General features: G+C 63.0%; 12 protein-coding genes. 1 reads left to right on the top strand and 11 read right to left on the bottom strand.

The window, feature by feature from the left end; genetic code table 11:
- Nucleotides 1–6: 6 nt before the first annotated feature.
- The 6 genes from iolD to AC3WKX_RS17655 all read right to left on the bottom strand — a co-directional run bounded on the left by iolD (nucleotide 7) and on the right by AC3WKX_RS17655 (nucleotide 8,087).
- Entirely contained in the window at nucleotides 7–1,938 is a 1,932-nt protein-coding gene (gene iolD, locus AC3WKX_RS17680; RefSeq protein ID WP_102605496.1) for a 3D-(3,5/4)-trihydroxycyclohexane-1,2-dione acylhydrolase (decyclizing), read from the bottom strand.
- A gap of 10 nt (nucleotides 1,939–1,948) precedes the next feature.
- A complete protein-coding gene (locus tag AC3WKX_RS17675; RefSeq protein ID WP_102605497.1) occupies nucleotides 1,949–2,764 on the bottom strand; it encodes a TIM barrel protein in 816 nt (271 codons plus the stop codon).
- Between the two features lie 27 nt (nucleotides 2,765–2,791).
- Entirely contained in the window at nucleotides 2,792–4,294 is a 1,503-nt protein-coding gene (locus tag AC3WKX_RS17670; protein ID WP_102605498.1) for a CoA-acylating methylmalonate-semialdehyde dehydrogenase, read from the bottom strand.
- Nucleotides 4,295–4,316: 22 nt separating this feature from the next.
- Nucleotides 4,317–5,111, bottom strand: coding sequence for a 5-deoxy-glucuronate isomerase (iolB, locus tag AC3WKX_RS17665; protein ID WP_003214687.1), 795 nt, complete (start codon nucleotides 5,109–5,111; stop codon nucleotides 4,317–4,319).
- Nucleotides 5,108–6,001, bottom strand: a complete 894-nt coding sequence (gene iolE, locus AC3WKX_RS17660; protein ID WP_003214685.1) for a myo-inosose-2 dehydratase — start codon at nucleotides 5,999–6,001, stop codon at nucleotides 5,108–5,110. The genes iolB and iolE overlap by 4 nt, the downstream gene beginning before the upstream one ends.
- Nucleotides 6,002–6,149: 148 nt before the next feature.
- Complete coding sequence (locus tag AC3WKX_RS17655) at nucleotides 6,150–8,087, bottom strand: bifunctional 5-dehydro-2-deoxygluconokinase/5-dehydro-2-deoxyphosphogluconate aldolase (protein WP_102605499.1); 1,938 nt, start codon at nucleotides 8,085–8,087, stop codon at nucleotides 6,150–6,152.
- 303 nt (nucleotides 8,088–8,390) lie between these two features.
- Between AC3WKX_RS17655 and AC3WKX_RS17650 the strand changes: the two genes are divergently transcribed.
- Nucleotides 8,391–9,287 carry a MurR/RpiR family transcriptional regulator gene (locus tag AC3WKX_RS17650; protein WP_003214679.1) on the top strand — a complete coding sequence of 299 codons (897 nt, stop codon included), beginning with the start codon at nucleotides 8,391–8,393 and terminating at the stop codon, nucleotides 9,285–9,287.
- A gap of 142 nt (nucleotides 9,288–9,429) precedes the next feature.
- On the opposite strand, the gene AC3WKX_RS17645 is transcribed toward AC3WKX_RS17650, so the two are convergent.
- From AC3WKX_RS17645 to AC3WKX_RS17625, 5 genes are all read right to left on the bottom strand, one after another.
- The gene (locus AC3WKX_RS17645) at nucleotides 9,430–11,133 is read right to left on the bottom strand and encodes an AMP-binding protein (protein ID WP_102605500.1); all 1,704 of its coding nucleotides are present in this window, start codon (nucleotides 11,131–11,133) and stop codon (nucleotides 9,430–9,432) included.
- Between the two features lie 31 nt (nucleotides 11,134–11,164).
- Complete coding sequence (locus AC3WKX_RS17640) at nucleotides 11,165–12,463, bottom strand: acetyl-CoA C-acetyltransferase (protein ID WP_102369297.1); 1,299 nt, start codon at nucleotides 12,461–12,463, stop codon at nucleotides 11,165–11,167.
- Nucleotides 12,460–13,350 (bottom strand): MaoC/PaaZ C-terminal domain-containing protein, encoded by an 891-nt coding sequence (locus AC3WKX_RS17635; RefSeq protein ID WP_102605501.1) that lies wholly within the window; start codon nucleotides 13,348–13,350, stop codon nucleotides 12,460–12,462. Before AC3WKX_RS17635 ends, AC3WKX_RS17640 begins: the two co-directional genes overlap by 4 nt.
- A gap of 2 nt (nucleotides 13,351–13,352) precedes the next feature.
- A complete protein-coding gene (locus AC3WKX_RS17630; protein ID WP_102605502.1) occupies nucleotides 13,353–14,696 on the bottom strand; it encodes a 3-oxoacyl-ACP reductase in 1,344 nt (447 codons plus the stop codon).
- A gap of 160 nt (nucleotides 14,697–14,856) precedes the next feature.
- Complete coding sequence (locus tag AC3WKX_RS17625) at nucleotides 14,857–17,394, bottom strand: acyl-CoA dehydrogenase (protein ID WP_102605503.1); 2,538 nt, start codon at nucleotides 17,392–17,394, stop codon at nucleotides 14,857–14,859.
- Nucleotides 17,395–17,494: the final 100 nt, after the last annotated feature.

The raw sequence follows: 17,494 nt of genomic DNA, 5'->3' as shown, positions 1-17,494 counted from the left end.
TTGTTATTAGTACTGCCGGGCCTTGGCCAGGCGTTCATTGAGTTGTTTGGCCACCGCATCGGTGCGCGCGCTGGTGGACACCTGCGCCACACCGACGCGCCACCACGACAGGTATTTGTGGATCATGGTTTTCGGCAGGACCTTGATATCAATCAGCGTCGACACGGTTTGCGTGCGCGCATCGGCCAGCGCCGCCTGCAACTGCTCCACGGTGTTGACCTTGTAGGTCTTGCAACCATAGGCCGCCGCACTCATGGCGAAGTCCACCGGCACAAAACCGCCGTCGAGCTTGCCGGTCTCGGGGTTGCGGAAACGGAACTCGGTGCCGAAGCTGTCCATGCCGTGCTCCATCTGCAAATTGTTGATGCAGCCGAAGGTCATGTTGTCCAGCAGCACCACGTTGATCTTGCGCCGCTCCTGGATCGAGGTGGCCAGCTCCGAGTGCAGCATCATGTACGAGCCGTCGCCCACCAGTGCGTACACCTCGCGCTCGGGCTCGGCCAGCTTCACGCCCAATGCGGCGTTGACCTCGTAGCCCATGCACGAATAACCGTATTCGACGTGGTAGGTGTTGACGCCCTTGCTGCGCCAGCTGCGCTGCAAGTCACCCGGCAGGCTGCCGGCAGCGGCGACGATGATTGCGTCGTCGGCCAGGGCTTCGTTGAGCACACCGAGTACGCGGCTTTGGGTCAGGCAGGAACCGGTCAGCTCGATAAACTCACGCAGCACCGCCGGGTCCATGTGGTCGTTGATTTCAGGGACGAAGTTTTCAGTCTGGTATTCCGCCTGGTAGATCCGGTCGACTTCGACGTCCAATTGCGCCTTGGCATCCCGTGGCTGATCCCCCCAGCTGGAACGGTAGTCGCCCAAGGCTTCAGCCAGTGCTTCCAGGCCGACCCTGGCATCCGCCAGCAACTGCACGCCATCGAGTTTCAGTGCGTCGCACGGGCTGATATTCAGGTTGAGAAACTGCACCTCAGGATGCTTGAACAGTGACTTCGACGACGTGGTGAAATCGGTATAGCGCGTGCCGATACCAATGATCAGATCCGCCTCGGGTGCCAGCAGGTTCGCCGCCAGGCAGCCGGTTTCACCAAGACCGCCGAGGTTCAGTGGATGGCTTGAAACCACCGCACTCTTGCCCGCCTGGGTTTCCGCGAAAGGAATGTCGAAGCGTTCGGCAAAGGCTTGCAGCGCGGCATTCGCCCCGGAGTATTTGACCCCGCCGCCACACACGATCAGCGGTTTGCGCTTGCCCTTGAACGCCGCCACGGCATCCCCCAGCATCGCTTCGGTCGCCGGGCGGCGGTCGATACGGTGCACGCGTTTTTGCAGGAAGTAATCCGGGTAATCCCAGGCTTCGCCCTGTACATCCTGCGGCAGGGCCAGGGTCACGGCGCCGGTTTCCGCCGGGTCGGTGAGCACGCGCATGGCGTGAATCGCCGCCGTCATCAGCTGTTCCGGGCGGTTGATGCGGTCCCAGTATTTGCTGACCGCACGAAAGGCATCGTTGGTGCTGATGCTCAAGTCGTGGAACTGTTCGATTTGTTGCAGTACCGGATCGGGCTGGCGACTGGCGTAGACATCACCGGGCAACAGCAGCAACGGAATCCGGTTGGCGGTCGCGGTCGCCGCGGCGGTCAACATATTCGCCGCACCCGGCCCCACCGAGGAGGAGCACGCGTAGATCTTGCGGCGCAAATGCTGCTTGGCAAAACCAATCGCCGCGTGGGCCATGCCCTGTTCGTTGCGGCCCTGATGCACCACCAGGTCGCCGCTGTCCTGCTCCAGGGCCTGGCCCAGGCCCAGCACATTGCCGTGGCCAAAAATCGTGAAGATGCCGGCGACAAACTTGCTCTGCACACCATCGACTTCGATGTACTGGTTATCCAGAAACTTCACCAGGGCCTGGGCCATGGTCAATCGGGTTGTGGTCATGGGGTGCTCCTTATCGTTTCTGCAGGTGGGCGATGCTCGCCCCCAATGCCTGCTTGATATCGGCCAGGCCGTGCACGCTTTCGGCGAACGGTTCGAACGACAGGTGGCCGCTGTAGCCGGTGCTGAGCAGCGTGTCGATCTGCGCGGCATTGCCGAGGATGTCAGCCTCGCCCACCAGCACGCGGTGGCCGTCGCGGATCGAGTTCAGCGGTGCGTCGGCATCTTCCACACCGGAGATATGCACCAGCCCGGTCAGATCGGGGAAGAACTCATGTTCACTGGCCAGGTGGTGGTGGAAGGTGTCATGCACCACGCGGAACACATCCAGGCCGCCGACAGACTTGATCGCATCCACGGCCACGCGTTTGCGGCGCAGCGAGCATTCTTCAAACCCCAGGGGTTCGACAAAACCGAGAATCCCGTATTCCCGCAGGATCGGCGCCAGTTCACTCAAGGCGGTGCGCAAACCGGCCGAGCGATGGGCTTCGTTGCGCGAGTCGGCGCGGTCGTTCAACGGGCACATCACCAACGCCTGCGCGCCGCATTCGCGGGCATAGGCCGCCAGCTTGATGGCCTGGGCGCGGCGCTCGTCATCCCACACATCGAAGGGGTACAGCGCGTTGATCGACAGCACCGTGATGCCATGCACCGCGCACAATTCGCGCACGCGGCTGGCAGGGGTGCCGTCTTCAATCTCGATGCCCTTGAGGTCGTTGCGGATCTCGATGGCGTCGCATTTCAGGGTCACCGCCAGCTGGATAAAATCGGGCAGGGAAAGGCTGGGGGCGACCATGCGGTTCAGGGCAAAACGTAGAGGCGACTTCATTATTGTTGTGCTCCACACTCGAAAACGTTACTTGGCGGTTGGCATGCTGAATTCAGGGCCCTTGGCGATGCTGTCGGGCCAGCGTTGCATGACGCTCTTGTAGCGGCTGTAGAAACGAATGCCTTCTTCGCCATAGGCGTGGTGGTCGCCGAACAGCGAGCGCTTCCAGCCACCGAACGAATGCCAGGCCATCGGCACCGGAATCGGCACGTTGATGCCGACCATCCCGACCTTGATGGTGCGGGCAAAGGCACGGGCAATGCCGCCGTCGCTGGTAAAGCACGACACGCCGTTGCCGAACTCATGGGCGTTGATCAAGGCCACGGCACTGGCAAAATCCGCCACCCGCACGATGCCCAGCACCGGCCCGAAAATCTCTTGCTGGTAGATGCTCATTTCGGTGGTGACGTTATCGAACAAGGTCGCACCGACGAAGAAACCACCCTCCGCGCCCGGCACCTTGAAGCCACGACCGTCGACGATCAGCTTCGCGCCCTGGGCCACGCCCTGGTCGATAAACCCTTCGACCTTGGCCTTGTGTTCGGCGGTAACCAGCGGGCCCATCTCGCTGTCTTTTTGCATACCGTTGCCGACCTTCAACTGGTCGATACGCGGCAGCAGTTTTTCGATCAGCCTGTCGCCGACATCGCCCACCACCACGGCAATCGAGATCGCCATGCAGCGCTCGCCGGCCGAGCCGTAAGCCGCGCCGATCAAGGCGTCAGCCGCCTGATCCAGGTCGGCGTCGGGCATCACGATCATATGGTTCTTCGCCCCGCCCAATGCCTGCACACGCTTGCCGCGCTGGGTGGCCTGCTGGTGGATGTACTCGGCAATCGGGGTGGAACCGACGAACGAAATCGCCTCGATATCCGGGTGCTGCAACAGGCCGTCTACCGCGCTCTTGTCACCCTGCACCACGTTGAACACACCGTCGGGCAGCCCGGCTTCGGTCAGCAGGCGGGCCATCAGCAAGCTGGCGGACGGGTCGCGCTCCGACGGCTTGAGGATGAAGCAGTTACCGGTGGCCAGCGCCAGCGGGATCATCCACAACGGCACCATCACCGGGAAGTTGAACGGGGTGATGCCGGCGCACACGCCCAGTGGCTGACGCAGGTTCCAGTTGTCGATGCCGCCGCCGATGTTGTCGCTGAAATCGGTTTTCAACAGGTTTGGCGCACCGCAGGCGAACTCGACGATCTCGATACCACGGGTGACTTCGCCCTTGGCGTCGGAGAACACTTTGCCGTGTTCGCGGCTGATGATTTCAGCCAGCTCATCGTGGTGCTGGTCGAGCAATTCCTTGAACTTGAACAGCACCCGCGAACGGCGCAGGGACGATTGCTCGGACCACGCCGGGAAGGCTTTCAGCGCCGACGCCACGGCCTCATCGACGGTCTTCTGGCTGGCCAGCCCGACGCGGGCCTGGACTTCGCCGGTGGCCGGGTTGAACACATTGCTGAAACGCTCACTGGCGCTGTCGTGCACTTGGCCGTTGATGTAATGGCCGATTACCGGGGCGTTGCTCATTATTGTTCTCCGTCGAAAGTGCTTAAAGATCCAGCAGCCAGCTGTGCTGCGGGTCGTTATGGAAATGCCAGGCGCGCTTGGGGCCGGCCATCACGTTCAGGTAGTAAGACTCGTAGCCATACGGCACGCTGACCGGGTGATACCCCTTGGGCACCACCACCAGGTCGCTGTTTTCCACGGCCATGGCCTGGTCGATGCTGCGGTCGTCGGTGTAGACCCGCTGGAACACAAAGCCCTGGGGCGGGTTGATCTGGTGGTAGTAGGTTTCTTCGAGAAAGCTCTGGTGCGGCAGATCGTCGGTGTCGTGCTTGTGGGGCGGGTAGCTCGACGAGTGACCGGACGGCGTGCGCACTTCCACCACCAGCAGCGAATGGGCAGGCTCGCTGTCGGGCAGGATGTCGCACACGTAGCGGGTGTTGGCGCCCTTGCCGCGTACGCTGCGCTTGCATTGCTCGGGGCGAATCAGACGGGGTGCCAGACCTGCGTCGGTTGAGCCGGGAGCGGCGCAGACGGCAATTTGCACGTCGCTCAGCGCGGTGACCTGGGCGTCGGTGCCTGGCGGCAAATAAGCGGCAAAGGGCGACTTGTCTTCGAACACCGAGTGGCGATCACCGAGGTTTTCCCAGTTGAAGCCTTCGCCCTGGATAGTCACCCGGCCGCTGAGCAGCACCAGGCACAGTTCCTTGTCGCCGGCGGTGACTGGCAAGGTTTCACCCAGGCTCAGGCGGTAGGCGGCGAAGCCCACGTATTCCAGGCGCCCTTCTTCCAGCGCCACCATGGTTTGCCCGCGCTTGCTGCTTTTGACCAACAGGCTCATTGTCCAGTCCTCTCGCTCAACAGTGCGCGCAGGGTGTCGTAACCCTTCTTCGCATAGATGTAGCTCGGCGCCACGGCAGGATCCTGCTCGGCCTCCACTACCAGCCAACCCTGGTAATTGGCGGCCAGCAGCACGTCCAGCAGCGCGGCGAAGTCGATATCGCCGTCGCCGGGCACGGTGAAGGTGCCGTTGACGATGCAATCCGGGAAGCTCCACATCTGGTTGCGTGCCAGTTGCACCACCGGCTTGCGCACATCCTTGAAGTGCACGTGGCAGATGCGGGCGATGTGTTTGCGCAGCACCTCGATAGGCTCGCCGCCACCCATGTAGCAGTGGCCCGAATCAAACAGCAGGCCGACTTCCGGGCCGGTGCGGCGCATCAGTTGGTCGATGTCTTCCGGGGATTCGACGTAGGCGCCCATATGGTGGTGGTACGCCAGGCGCACGCCCTGGGACAGGGTGAAGCGCGCCAGTTCTGTGAGTTTGTCGGCGTATTCCTGCCAGGCCTGTTCGCTGTGGAAGCGCGGGCGTTCGATCAGGCGCACCGGCGAACCCTGGATCGAGTCGGCGACTTCTCCATACACCAACACGTTGGCGCCGTTTTCACGCAGCAGTTCGACGTGGCTGGCGATGGCTTCGATTTCTTCCGCCACCGAGCGCCGGGCCAGGCGGCTGGAGTACCAGCCGGAGACCAGTGCCAGGTCGTAGGGGCGCAATACATCGCCGACACCTTTGGCGTCCTTGGGGAATTTGCCGTTGAGTTCAAAGCCTTCGTAGCCGATGTCCTTGCCTTCGCTGAGGGCCGTGCTCAACGGCGTTTCACCGCCCAGGGCCGGCAGGTCGTCGTTGCTCCAGGAGATCGGGTTGATGCCAATTCGGATAGCGGGCATGGCTGCACCTATTATTGTTTTTTCAGAGTTGCCTGAGATCTGCTTTATGTGGGAGCGGGCTTGCTCGCGAAGGCGGTGGTTCAGTTGGTGTATCAGTCGACTGACACTCCGCTTTCGCGAGCAAGCCCGCTCCCACATTTGACCGTGTTTAGCTTCGAGAACTGCGCCAAGCCTTAATCAATTGCTCAAAGATGCACTGCACCTGCTCAATCAAGGCTTGATCGTCAATCTCCCCCGCCAGCCAGGCTCGGCTCGGTTCCTGGAAGATCGTGCGACCCACGGCGAACCCGCGGCAGGTCTGGCTTTGGCTGGCTTGCTGGAAGCCATCGGCCAGGCATTCGGCGGAAGCGTTCAGGCCCAGCAGCACCACGCCCCGGCAGTAGGGATCGCGCTCCTGGATCAGCTCGTCGAGCTTTTTCCAGTCTGCGGCCGACTGCGCCTCGATCTTCCACCACGCCGGGTAGATGCCCAGGTTGTACAGGCGCTTGAGGCTGCGATAGAGCACGTCGGGATAGGTGGACGGGTGATCCTTGGGGGGCACGACTTCCAGCAGCAGCTCATGGCCGCTGACCAGGGACGCCTGATACAGGGCCTTGAGTTGCGCTTCCTGTTCCAGGCGCAGCAATGGCTCGTCATCGGGGTGAAATTGCACCAGGCACTTGATGATCTGCTCCCGGGGCCAGGCAATCAGGTTGCTGCCCACCGAGCGCCCGTGTTCAAAGGCCAGCGGCCGTGAATTCTGGACTTCCACCGGGCGGGCGATCCACCAGCCGCGACCGCTGGCGGCGTTCAGCGCGTCCTGGCCGAAGCGTTGGTCGGCCAGAATCCCGACGTCAGCCTCGACGCCCTGCTCCGCCAGTTTGCTTTCAACCCGTTCCACGGCCTGGATGAACAGTTGCTTCAGGGCGCTGATGCGCGCCGGGTCCTGGCCGCCCTTTTGTGCCAGTTCCACCAACTGCCAGCGGTGGTCGAAGGCAAACACAAACAGCTGCTTCCAGACCTTGCGCGGCACGCTGACCTGGTGCAGGCGTTGCAGCACCGCGTCCTGGTCCGGGCGGGTAATCGGCACCGGGCTGTTGAACAGGTAATCGAGTTCGGCGCGGGTCGGCATGGCCGGCGCGCAGGCATGGCGCGACACCACCAGGCCGCCGCAGGCATTCGCCAACTGGCTGCAGCGCTCGTCGCTGGCGTCTTCAAGCCAGCCGCTGAGGAAGCCGGACATGAAGGCATCGCCGGCGCCCAGCACGTTGAGTACTTCCACCCGTACCCCGGGGTAGATCGCGCCGTCTTCAAGGCGGGCCGGGATATCGCCGTGGATCACCGTGCAGCCCTGGGGGCCAAGCTTGACCACCAGGGTGGCCGAGGTCAGGCCACGCACCGTGCGCAATGCCGTGAGCAAATCTTCACTGCCACCGGCAATCAGGAATTCTTCTTCGGTGCCGACGATCAGGTCAAAACGCGGGAGGATTTTCTGCACGTGCTGGCTGACATTCTGGTCGGCCACAAACCGGGTTTCGCCATCGGCCTTGCCGGCCAGGCCCCAGAGCACCGGGCGGTAGTCGATGTCGAGCACGCGTTTGACGTTGTGCTTCTCGGCGTAGTCCAGGGCCTGGATGCTGGCCTTGTACACGCCGTCGGTGGAGAAGTGGGTACCGGTGATCAGCAGCGCCTTGCTGGAAGCAATGAACGCTTCACTGATGTCTTCGGCGCGCAGGGCCATGTCGGCGCAGTTCTCGCGGTAGAACACCAGCGGGAAGGTTTCGCGGTCCTTGAGGCCCAGCAGCACCAGGGCGGTGAGGCGTTCCGGGTCGACCTTGATGCCGCTGACGTCACAGCCTTCGCGGGCCAGGGACTCCAGCAGGAAACGCCCCATGTGGTCGTCCCCTACCCGGCTCAACATCGCCGACTTGAGCCCCAGCCGCGCGGTGCCGAACGCGATGTTGGCGGAGGAACCGCCGAGGTACTTGGCGAAGCTCGAGACATCCTCCAGCCGTGCACCCACTTGTTGTGCGTAAAGGTCGACGCCCAGGCGTCCCAGGCAAATCAGATCCAATTGACGCCCACTGGCAAAACGAGTCTGGCCCATGCTGGCTCCTGTTATTTTTATCAGCCTGCGTGTGCCGTCGCGGTGGCGGCATACGCTCTTGGTGCAAGCAGACTAGAACGTCTGGTGACGCCAATCAATATTTATTCTATAAATATTTTTCGTGGAATATATTTTCCAATACGCCATCATCGGTATGTTCCAGCCGCAGTGCATCGTTTCAGCTGCACCGTGGGGCGGGATGCCGAGGTTTTTTTTTGCGCCTACCCTGTAGACTTGCGCACATCGACTTATTGTCAGGGGCGCCTCGACGCGCCCTATAAGAACAAGCCAGAAGGATTCCCTATGTCCCAGAGCGCCCCGGAAGACGCACTCGCCAGCCCGCCGCTGAACGCCGAGCGGTTGTTGCAGCTGATCACCGATGAATACGAGAGCCTGCCGCGCCAGCTCAAGCGCATCGCCAGCTACATGAGCCAGCAGAGCGACCGGATCATGGTCGACCGCATCAGCGACATCGCCCGTGAATGCGAAGTGCACCCGTCGGCCATCGTGCGGTTTTCCCAGCGTTTCGGGTTCAGTGGTTTCAGTGAAATGCAGGCGCTGTTCCGCGAGGCCTACACCCACAAGACCACGCCGGTGCAGAACTACCAGCAACGCATCCGCAGCATGATCGCCAACAAGTCGCAGAAAGCCAGCGGCGGCGACCTGGCGCGTGAGTGCGTGAATGCCACCCTCTCCGGGATCGAGCGCCTGGGGCTGGAACTGGATGACGCAGCCTTCGACAAGGCCGTGGACCTGGTGGTGAATGCCGACAATATCTACGTGGTGGGCGTGCGCCGCTCGTTCGCCGTGGCGGACTACCTGGTGTACAACCTGCAGCACACCAACAAGCGCATCCATCTGGTCTCGGGGTTGGGCGGCAGCTATCGCGAGCAGATGCGCAGTGTGCGGGCCAACGACCTGGTGATTGCCATCAGCTTTACGCCCTACGGCAAGGAAACCCAGCACTGCCTGCGGATTGCCCAGCACCATCAGGCCAAGACCCTGATCATTACCGACAGCAACCTGTCGCCCCTGGCCAAGCGGGCAAGCACGGTGTTGCTGGTGAATGAAGGCTCGTCGTTTGCGTTCAGGTCACTGAGTGCGACGCTGTGCCTGTGCCAGGCGTTGTTCATTGCCGTGGCGTATCGGCTGGAATTGAAGGTCGATGAGATTCATGAGCAGGTGGGATTCGACGACTGACTGCGACCGTTCAGCCACCAAAGATCAAATGTGGGAGCGGGCTTGCTCGCGAATGCGGTCTGTTAGTCAACATCTCCATCGACTGTTCCACCGCATTCGCGAGCAAGCCCGCTCCCACATTTTTGACCGCGTTCACTCAGGCTTAGCGCAGCGCCCGGCGCAACACCTTGCCCACCGTCGTCTTGGGCAACTCCTGCGTACGAAACTCGACAAACCGCGGCACCTTGTACCCCGTCAAATATTCCCGGCAATGCGCCAGAATCTGCTCCTGGGTCAAGCTTGGGTCCTTGCGCACCACGATGATTTTGACCCGCTCGCCGGTCACCCCATCCTCAACCCCGATCGCCGCCACTTCCGCCACGCCCGGATGCAACGTCACCACGTCTTCGATCTCGTTGGGGTACACGTTGAACCCGGACACCAGGATCATGTCTTTCTTGCGGTCCACCAGGCGGATGAAGCCGTGCTCATTCATCACCCCGATGTCCCCGGTAGACAGCCACCCTTCGGCATCCAGCACCTCGGCGGTTTCCGCCGGGCGTTTCCAGTAACCCTGCATCACCTGCGGGCCGCGTACTTGCAGTTCGCCCTGCTCGCCCAGTTCCGCCAACTCACCGTCCTCACGAATGAACCGCACCCAGGTCGACGGCAACGGCACGCCGATACTGCCGGTGAATTCCATCTCGCGCATGCGTGAGATGTCGATGGGGCTGATGCTCACCACCGGCGAACATTCAGTGAGGCCGTAGCCTTCGATGATCGGCAAGCCGGTGACTTCCTTCCAGCGCTTGGCCACAGCGGTATGGGTGGCCATGCCGCCGGCGATCACCATGCGCAAATCGGAAAAATCCCGGGCGCAGAATTCCTTGTTTTCCAGCAGGCCGTTGAACAGCGTATTCACCCCGGCAATCCCGTTGAAACGCTCCTTGCGCAGGATCATCTGCACCCGCTTCACATCCCGTGGGTTGGCGATCAGGATGTTGCGCCCGCCCAGGCACATGAACATCAGGCAGTTCACCGTCAGGGAAAAGATGTGGTACAGCGGCAGCAGGGTGACGTTGGTTTCCTGCTGGTTCTGATCGAGCTGATCACCGACCCACGCCTTGGCCTGCAACAGGTTGGCGATGATGTTGCGGTGGCTGAGCATGACGCCCTTGGCATCGCCGGTAGTGCCGCCGGTGTATTGCAGGAAGGCCAGGTCTTCGCGGTTCATCGGCACGGCGAGATGGGTTTGCCCGCGTCCCTGTTTCAACACCTGGTTGAAACGCACGGCCCCCGGCAGGTTGAAACGCGGCACCTGCTTCTGCACGCTGCGCAGGATGAAGTTCATCGCCGCGCCCTTGAAGGTGCCGAGCAGGTCACCGATGGCCGCGATCACCACACGTTTGACGGTACTGGCGGCCACCACCTTCTCCAGGGTGTGGGCGAAGTTTTCGAAGATCACCAGGGTCTCTGCGCCACTGTCCTTGAGCAAATGCTGCAGCTCCCGGGCGGTGTACAGCGGGTTGACGTTGACCACCACCGCACCCGCGAGAATCGTGCCCAGCAGGCAGATCGGGTACTGCAAGCAGTTGGGCATCATCAGCGCCACCCGGTCGCCCTTCTTCACACCCTGGGCTTGCAGCCACGCAGCAAAGGCGATGCCCTGCACCTCCCAGTCGGCGTAGGTCATTTCGGTGCCGATGCTGACGTAGGCCACGCGGTCGCGGAATTTGTGCAGGTGCTCCAGGAACACCTCGCGCAACGACGGGTAATCCTCGATGCCGGCGTCGATGTCTGCCGGTACGCCGGGCAGGTAAGCGTTCAACCAGAGGCGTTCGGTCTGTTCCAGGCTTACAGCGTTCATGGCAGTCTCCTTGTTGTTTTTATGGTGGGAACTACTTTTCGACGATAGCGGTAATGCCCAACCCACCCGCCGCGCAGATCGAAATCAGGCCGCGGCCGCCGCCACGCTGGTGGATCGCCTTGGCCAGTGCCGCGAGTTGCCGGCCACCGGTGGCGGCGAAGGGGTGGCCGCAGCCGAGGGAGCCGCCGTTGACGTTCATCTTGCTGCGGTCGATGCTGCCCAGCGGCGCGTCGAGGCCCAGGCGGTCGCGGCAGTAATCCGGGTCTTCCCAGGCCTTGAGGGTGCACAGCACCTGGGCGGCGAAGGCTTCGTGAATCTCGAACAGATCGAAGTCGGCGAACGTCAGGCCTTCGCGCTTGAGCATGCGTGGCACGGCGTAGGCCGGGGCCATCAACAGGCCTTCGGTGCCGTCGACGAAATTCACCGCAGCGGTTTCACCGGTTCGCAGGTACGCCAATACGGGCAAGCCGCGCTCGGCGGCCCATTCCTCGCTGGCCAGCAGCACCACCGACGCGCCGTCAGTCAGGGGCGTGGAGTTGCCGGCGGTGAGCGTGCCGTTCTGGCGGTCGTAGGCCGGGGACAAGCCGGCAAGTTTCTCCAGGCTGGCGTCGGCCCGCAGGTTGTTGTCCCGGGCCAGGCCGCGATACGGGCTGATCAAATCATCGAAGAAACCCTGCTTGTACGCCGCATCCAGCCGCTGGTGGCTGGTGAGGGTCAACTCGTCCTGGGCCAGGCGCTTGATCTGCCAGCGCTTGGCCATTTCCTCGCAGTGTTCACCCATGGACAAGCCGGTGCGCGGCTCGCCATTGCGCGGCAGCAGCGGCTTGAAGAACATCGACGGGCGCACACCCATCAAGGCCTTCAACCTGGCGCCGGTGCCCTTGGCGCGGTTGGCTGAAAGCAAGGTGCGACGCAGGGACTCGTTGATGCCGATGGGCGCGTCGGAGGTGGTGTCGGAACCACCGGCAACGCCCACTTCGATCTGCCCAAGGGCGATCTTGTTGGCCACCAGCAACGCCGCTTCCAGGCCGGTGCCGCAGGCTTGTTGCAGGTCGTAGGCCGGGGTTTCGGGAGACAGTGTGGTAGACAGCAGGCTTTCCCGGGCCAGGTTGAAATCCCGGGAATGCTTGATCACCGCACCCGCGGCAAACTCGCCCAGGCGCAGGCCGTGAAGGTTGTAGCGGTCCACCAGGCCTTGCAGGGCGGCGACCAGCAGATCCTGGTTGCTGTCATGGGCGTACACGGTGTTGGAGCGGGCGAACGGGATACGGTTGCCGCCGATAATCGCCACGCGGCGCGTCGGGGCCGGGTTGAAACTGTAGTCACTCATCGATCGGTCTCATTCCAGATAAACAGCCCACGCATATGGGGTTTGTCACCGGCGAAATTACGCACTTCAAACTCACGGCGCGGGCCGGTTGGCGGAACGTTCCACAGCGCCACCTGGCCGGGCAGGAAGATCGGCAGCTTGAAGTCGCAATGGGCCTCGGCCTGGTCCAGTCCGCCGGGGGGTTGCTGGGCGGCCAGGGCGCGGCCAAGGGTCCACATGCCGTGGGCGATGGCCCGGCGAAAACCGAACAATCGGGCGCCGATCACCGAGGTATGAATGGGGTTGAAATCCCCCGAGACCCTGGCGAAACGCCGCCCCAGATCCGCCGGCAGCACCCAGCGTTGAGTGCGCAGCAAACCTTCTTCCTGCAAGGGCAACGCGTCGTCCCACGGCTCGCCAACCGGCGCGTTTACGTCACGGCGCAGGTACAGGCTGTCGCTCTCCCATATCAGGGCGCCCGCGCTGTAGCCACGGGTGGCGATGCTCAGCGCCTGGCCTTTCGGATGGGCGACCCAGCGTTCGCAATACACCTCCAGGCGCAAGGCCTGGCCCGCCTCCAGCCGTCGATGCTGGCGGATGCGATTGGCCAAATGCACCATGCCGCTGGCCGGGTACGGGAAACTCGGGCGGGTCAGCAGCATCAGGTGCAAGGGGAACGCCAGCACATGGGGATAGGACAGCGGCACGCCTTGCTCACGGCGGAAACCACAGGCCCGACCGTAAGCCGCGATCCCTTGGGCAGACAGCTCGACGGCCGAACGCACCAGGCGTTCTTTCGGCAACGTCGGCTCGCCTTCCAGCTTCGGTTTGCGCAGCCCCAATACCCCGTCCAGCAACAGCCGCGAGCGCGAGGGCGGCGGGTCAATAATCTGCGTCACATAGTCCATGCTCAGGCTCCCAACAGGCTTTGGCCACAGACCCGCACCACCTGGCCATTGACCCCGCCGGATGCCGGATGCGCCAGCCAGGCGATGGTTTCTGCCACGTCGATGGGTTGCCCGCCCTGGGACATCGAGTTCATCCGCCGCCCCGCTTCGCGAATCATCAGCGGGATCTTCGCGGTCATCTGGGTTTCGATAAAGCCCGGTGCCACGGCATTCACCGTCACTTGCTGCGCCGCCGCCTGCGGGGCCAGGCCTTGTACCAGGCCGATCACCCCGGCCTTGGAGGTGGCGTAGTTGCTTTGCCCGAGGTTGCCGGCGATACCGGAAATCGATGAGACACACACGATCCGCCCGCCCGGATTCAGGCCCTGGCTTTCCAGCAGCGCTGTGCTCAGGTGCATCGGTGCTTCCAGGTTGACCGCCAGTACGCTGCGCCACGCGGTCTCAGTCATCTTGGCGATGGTCTTGTCGCGGGTAATCCCGGCGTTGTGCACCACCACGTCGAATGCACCGTGTTGGCTGACATGGGCGTGCAACTGCTGCGCGGCATCGGTGGCGGTGATGTCCAGCGCCAGTGCGGTGCCTGCGACACTGCCGGCCGCCTGTTGCAGCGAATCCTGGGCCTGGGGCACATCCACGCAGACCACATGGGCTCCATCGCGGGCCAGCACCTGGGCGATTGCCAGGCCGATGCCACGGGAGGCGCCGGTGACCAGGGCACGGCGGCCGCCGAGGGGTTTGTCCCAGTTGATTTCGGTTGGGCTATCGACGGTTTTTTCGAGGCGCACCACCTGCCCCGAGACATAGGCCGAGCGCCGCGACAGGAAGAACCGCAGGCTGCTTTCCAGCCCGTCCTCGGCACCCGGTGCGACGTAGATCAACTGCACGGTGATCGCCCGGCGCAACTCCTTGGCCAACGAACGCACCAGGCCCTCAAGGGCACGCTGGGCAATGGCCTGGGGCAGGTCCTTACACTGCTCCGGCGCGGTGCCGAGCATCACCACCCGGGCGTGCTGCCCAAGGCGCCTGGCGTTGGCGTGGAAGAATTCGTAGAGCTCGTCCAACTGCTTGAGGTCGGCGATGTCGCTGGCGTCGAACACGGCGCCCTGGACCTTGACCGTGGAGGGTGCCTTGAGGGTCGCAGCGGTGGCGGTCACTGTGTCGGTGGCGGTGAAGATGCGCTGGATTTGCGCCCCCAGGCGCCCTACCCCCGCGACGATTACCGGGTTGGCCAGGCCTTGCTGGCCGCTGCGGTGACGTTGCAATGCCAGGGGTTGGGGCAGCCCGGCAGTCCGGGCCAGCCAGGCTCCCCAGGGGGAATTGACGAAAGAAAGGTAGCTGTCACTCATGGATAAACTCACTCACAAACACGGTGTTGCCATGGAAACCCGATCCTTGTAGGAGCTGGCTTGCCTGCGATTGCGGTGTGTCAGCCAACACATCTGGCACTGAACCAACGCTATCGCAGGCAAGCCAGCTCCTACAGGGGTCGTGTTCCTCCAGTTCCAGTCAGTTGACCGGCACGTTTTCGCCTTGGTTGGCGCGGCGTCTTGCGCTCGGTTTGGCGGCCTGTTCCAGCGCCTGCTGGCGCTGTTGCAAGGCTTCCAGCAAACCGAAGTCCTGCGGGAAGTCGTCCACCTGGATCGCGTGATCGCCATATTCCACATAGCGCGCGAGCAAGCTGTCGTCTTCCTCGCTGATCAGGTCCAGCACCCGCGCCTTGACTCGCCACGGAGTAAACGCCGCACTGGAAATCGGCATTGGCTCGATCAGGCCTTGCTTGATCGCCCCCTTGAGCCGCGCCTCGATCAGCTCCACTTGCGGCAACAGGCGCAAGGCCAGCTCGCCGTAAGCCAGCTTGTCGATTTCCGGCCGAGGAATGTAGGAATTGCCCAGCAAGCGGTCGCGGGTTTCCCCCGGCACCTGCACCAGTTCCGCCACTTGCGCCAACAGGCGATCCGACGGTTTGCGCTGTGGAATACCGAACGGGAACGTCAAGCCACGCACCACCGCCGCCGCCGCTTTCGACGGGTAGTTGTCGAGCACTTCGGCCAGGGCTTCATGGGCGCGCAGCAACGCGTCCTGGGCCGCCCAATGCACCAGCGGCAAATCTGCCTGTGGCCGGCCATCATCCTCAAAACGCTTGAGCACGCAGGACAGGATGTACAGCTGGGACAGAATGTCCCCCAGCCGCCCGGTGATGCTTTCCTTGCGCTTGAGGGCACCGCCCAGCACGCCCATGGAAATGTCCGAGATCAACGCCAACACCACCGACAGCCGATTGGCCTGGCGGTAGTAGGACGCCAGCGCCGGATCGGTCTTGCCCGGCACGGAAATCAACCGCCCGCCCGTCAGCGAATACACTGCGGCACGCACGGTATTGGCCAGCACGAAGCTCAGGTGACCGAACATCGCGCTGTCGAAGTCCACCAGGGCCTTGCGCCGGTCCGTATTGCGCGCCGCTTCCATCTCGCGGAACACATACGGATGGCAGCGGATCAGGCCCTGGCCGTAGATGATCAGGCAGCGAGTCATGATGTTCGCGCCTTCCACCGTGATGGCGATGGGGCTTTGCTGGTAGGCCCGGGCGAGGAAGTTGTTGGGCCCCATGCAGATGCCCTTGCCGGCCACGATGTCCATGCCGTCGTTGACGATGATGCGTGCCCGCTCGGTAACGTGATACTTGGCGATGGCCGAGATCACCGAGGGTTTTTCACCGGCATCCAGTGACGCTACCGAGACCTTGCGCACCGCGTCGCAGGCATACAAATGCCCGGCCATGCGCGCCAGGGGCGCCTGCACGCCTTCGAACTTGCCGATGGGCAGGCCGAATTGCTTGCGCATCGCCGCATAAGCGGTGGTGCCGCGCACAGCCACCTTGCCCAGGCCGACGTTGGCCGACGGCAGGGAAATCGCCCGGCCAGCCGCCAGGCATTCCATCAGCATGCGCCAGCCGTTGCCGACTTGCTCGCGGCCGCCGATCACCCATTCCAGCGGGATAAACACATCCTTGCCGGTGGTCGGGCCGTTCTGGAATACCGCGTTGAGTGGCCAGTGACGCCGGCCGCTGTTCACCCCCGGATGGGTGGTGGGGATCAACGCGCAGGTGATGCCCAGGGAACCCGGCTGGCCGAGCAGACCGTCCGGGTCTTCGGCGCGGAAGGCCAGGCCGAGCACGGTGGCGATTGGGCCGAGGGTGATGTAGCGCTTGTCCCAGGTCACACGGAAACCCAGTACTTCCTCACCTTCGTGCATGCCCTTGCAGACGATGCCCAGGTCTGGAATCGCGCCGGCGTCGGAGCCGGCATACGGGCTGGTCAGGGCGAAGCACGGGATGTCTTCGCCCCGTGCCAGGCGTGGCAGGTAGTAGTTGCGCTGGGCGTCGGTGCCGTAGTGCAGCAGCAGTTCGGCCGGACCCAGGGAGTTGGGCACCATCACTGAAATCGCCGCCGCCGAGCAGCGGGTCGAGAGCTTCATCACCACTTGCGAATGCGCATAGTGGGAGAAGCCTTTGCCGCCGTATTGCTTGGGAATGATCATGCCGAGGAAGCCGGCATCCTTGGTGTACTGCCAGCCTTCGGGGGACATGTCTTGCCAGACCTGGGTGGTTTCCCAGTCGTTGGACATGTCGCACAGGGTCTCCACTTCGTTGTCGAGGAAGGCCTGTTCTTCAGCGCTGACGCTGGCCGGTGCGGCTTGCAGCAGGCGTTCCCAGCGGGGTTTGCCGCTGAACAGCTCGGCGTCCCACCACACGGTGCCGGACTCGATGGCAGCACGCTCGGTGTCGGACATCGCCGGCATGATGCCGCGAAAAAGGCCCAGGGCCTTGCTGGTCAACAGGGTGCGGCGCAGGGGTTTGATCGTCAGCAGCAGCGCGGGCAACACCACCAGCACCGCCACGACGCCGGCGCCGAAACCGGCGACTGCGTTGAACAGGTAACCGACCGCCAGCCAGACCAGGCCGGCACCCAGCCAGAGGGTGGCAGCGGCTTGTCGATACGCCAGGGCAATTGCTGCTGCGAGTCCCGCCAATAACCAGATAACCATGGGGATACCTCTACTCAATTCAGGGTACGGCCAACGCCCGGGCAGATCGGAATGACCTGTGACGTAAAGCCACACTACAAACTTGAAAAGATAAATTCAA

The sequence above is a fragment of the Pseudomonas sp. GP01-A4 genome, from assembly GCF_058780865.1.
The sequence above is the reverse complement of the archived record's forward strand: the minus strand, read 5'-3'. Positions and strand labels throughout refer to the sequence as shown.

Excerpts from the sequence above, each read along its gene's own strand:
- iolD (WP_102605496.1), bottom strand. The coding sequence starts at position 1,938 with ATGACCACAACCCGATTGACCATGGCCCAGGCCCTGGTGAAGTTTCTG.
- AC3WKX_RS17675 (WP_102605497.1), bottom strand. The coding sequence starts at position 2,764 with ATGAAGTCGCCTCTACGTTTTGCCCTGAACCGCATGGTCGCCCCCAGC.
- AC3WKX_RS17670 (WP_102605498.1), bottom strand. The coding sequence starts at position 4,294 with ATGAGCAACGCCCCGGTAATCGGCCATTACATCAACGGCCAAGTGCAC.
- iolB (WP_003214687.1), bottom strand. The coding sequence starts at position 5,111 with ATGAGCCTGTTGGTCAAAAGCAGCAAGCGCGGGCAAACCATGGTGGCG.
- iolE (WP_003214685.1), bottom strand. The coding sequence starts at position 6,001 with ATGCCCGCTATCCGAATTGGCATCAACCCGATCTCCTGGAGCAACGAC.
- AC3WKX_RS17655 (WP_102605499.1), bottom strand. The coding sequence starts at position 8,087 with ATGGGCCAGACTCGTTTTGCCAGTGGGCGTCAATTGGATCTGATTTGC.
- AC3WKX_RS17650 (WP_003214679.1), top strand. The coding sequence starts at position 8,391 with ATGTCCCAGAGCGCCCCGGAAGACGCACTCGCCAGCCCGCCGCTGAAC.
- AC3WKX_RS17645 (WP_102605500.1), bottom strand. The coding sequence starts at position 11,133 with ATGAACGCTGTAAGCCTGGAACAGACCGAACGCCTCTGGTTGAACGCT.
- AC3WKX_RS17640 (WP_102369297.1), bottom strand. The coding sequence starts at position 12,463 with ATGAGTGACTACAGTTTCAACCCGGCCCCGACGCGCCGCGTGGCGATT.
- AC3WKX_RS17635 (WP_102605501.1), bottom strand. The coding sequence starts at position 13,350 with ATGGACTATGTGACGCAGATTATTGACCCGCCGCCCTCGCGCTCGCGG.
- AC3WKX_RS17630 (WP_102605502.1), bottom strand. The coding sequence starts at position 14,696 with ATGAGTGACAGCTACCTTTCTTTCGTCAATTCCCCCTGGGGAGCCTGG.
- AC3WKX_RS17625 (WP_102605503.1), bottom strand. The coding sequence starts at position 17,394 with ATGGTTATCTGGTTATTGGCGGGACTCGCAGCAGCAATTGCCCTGGCG.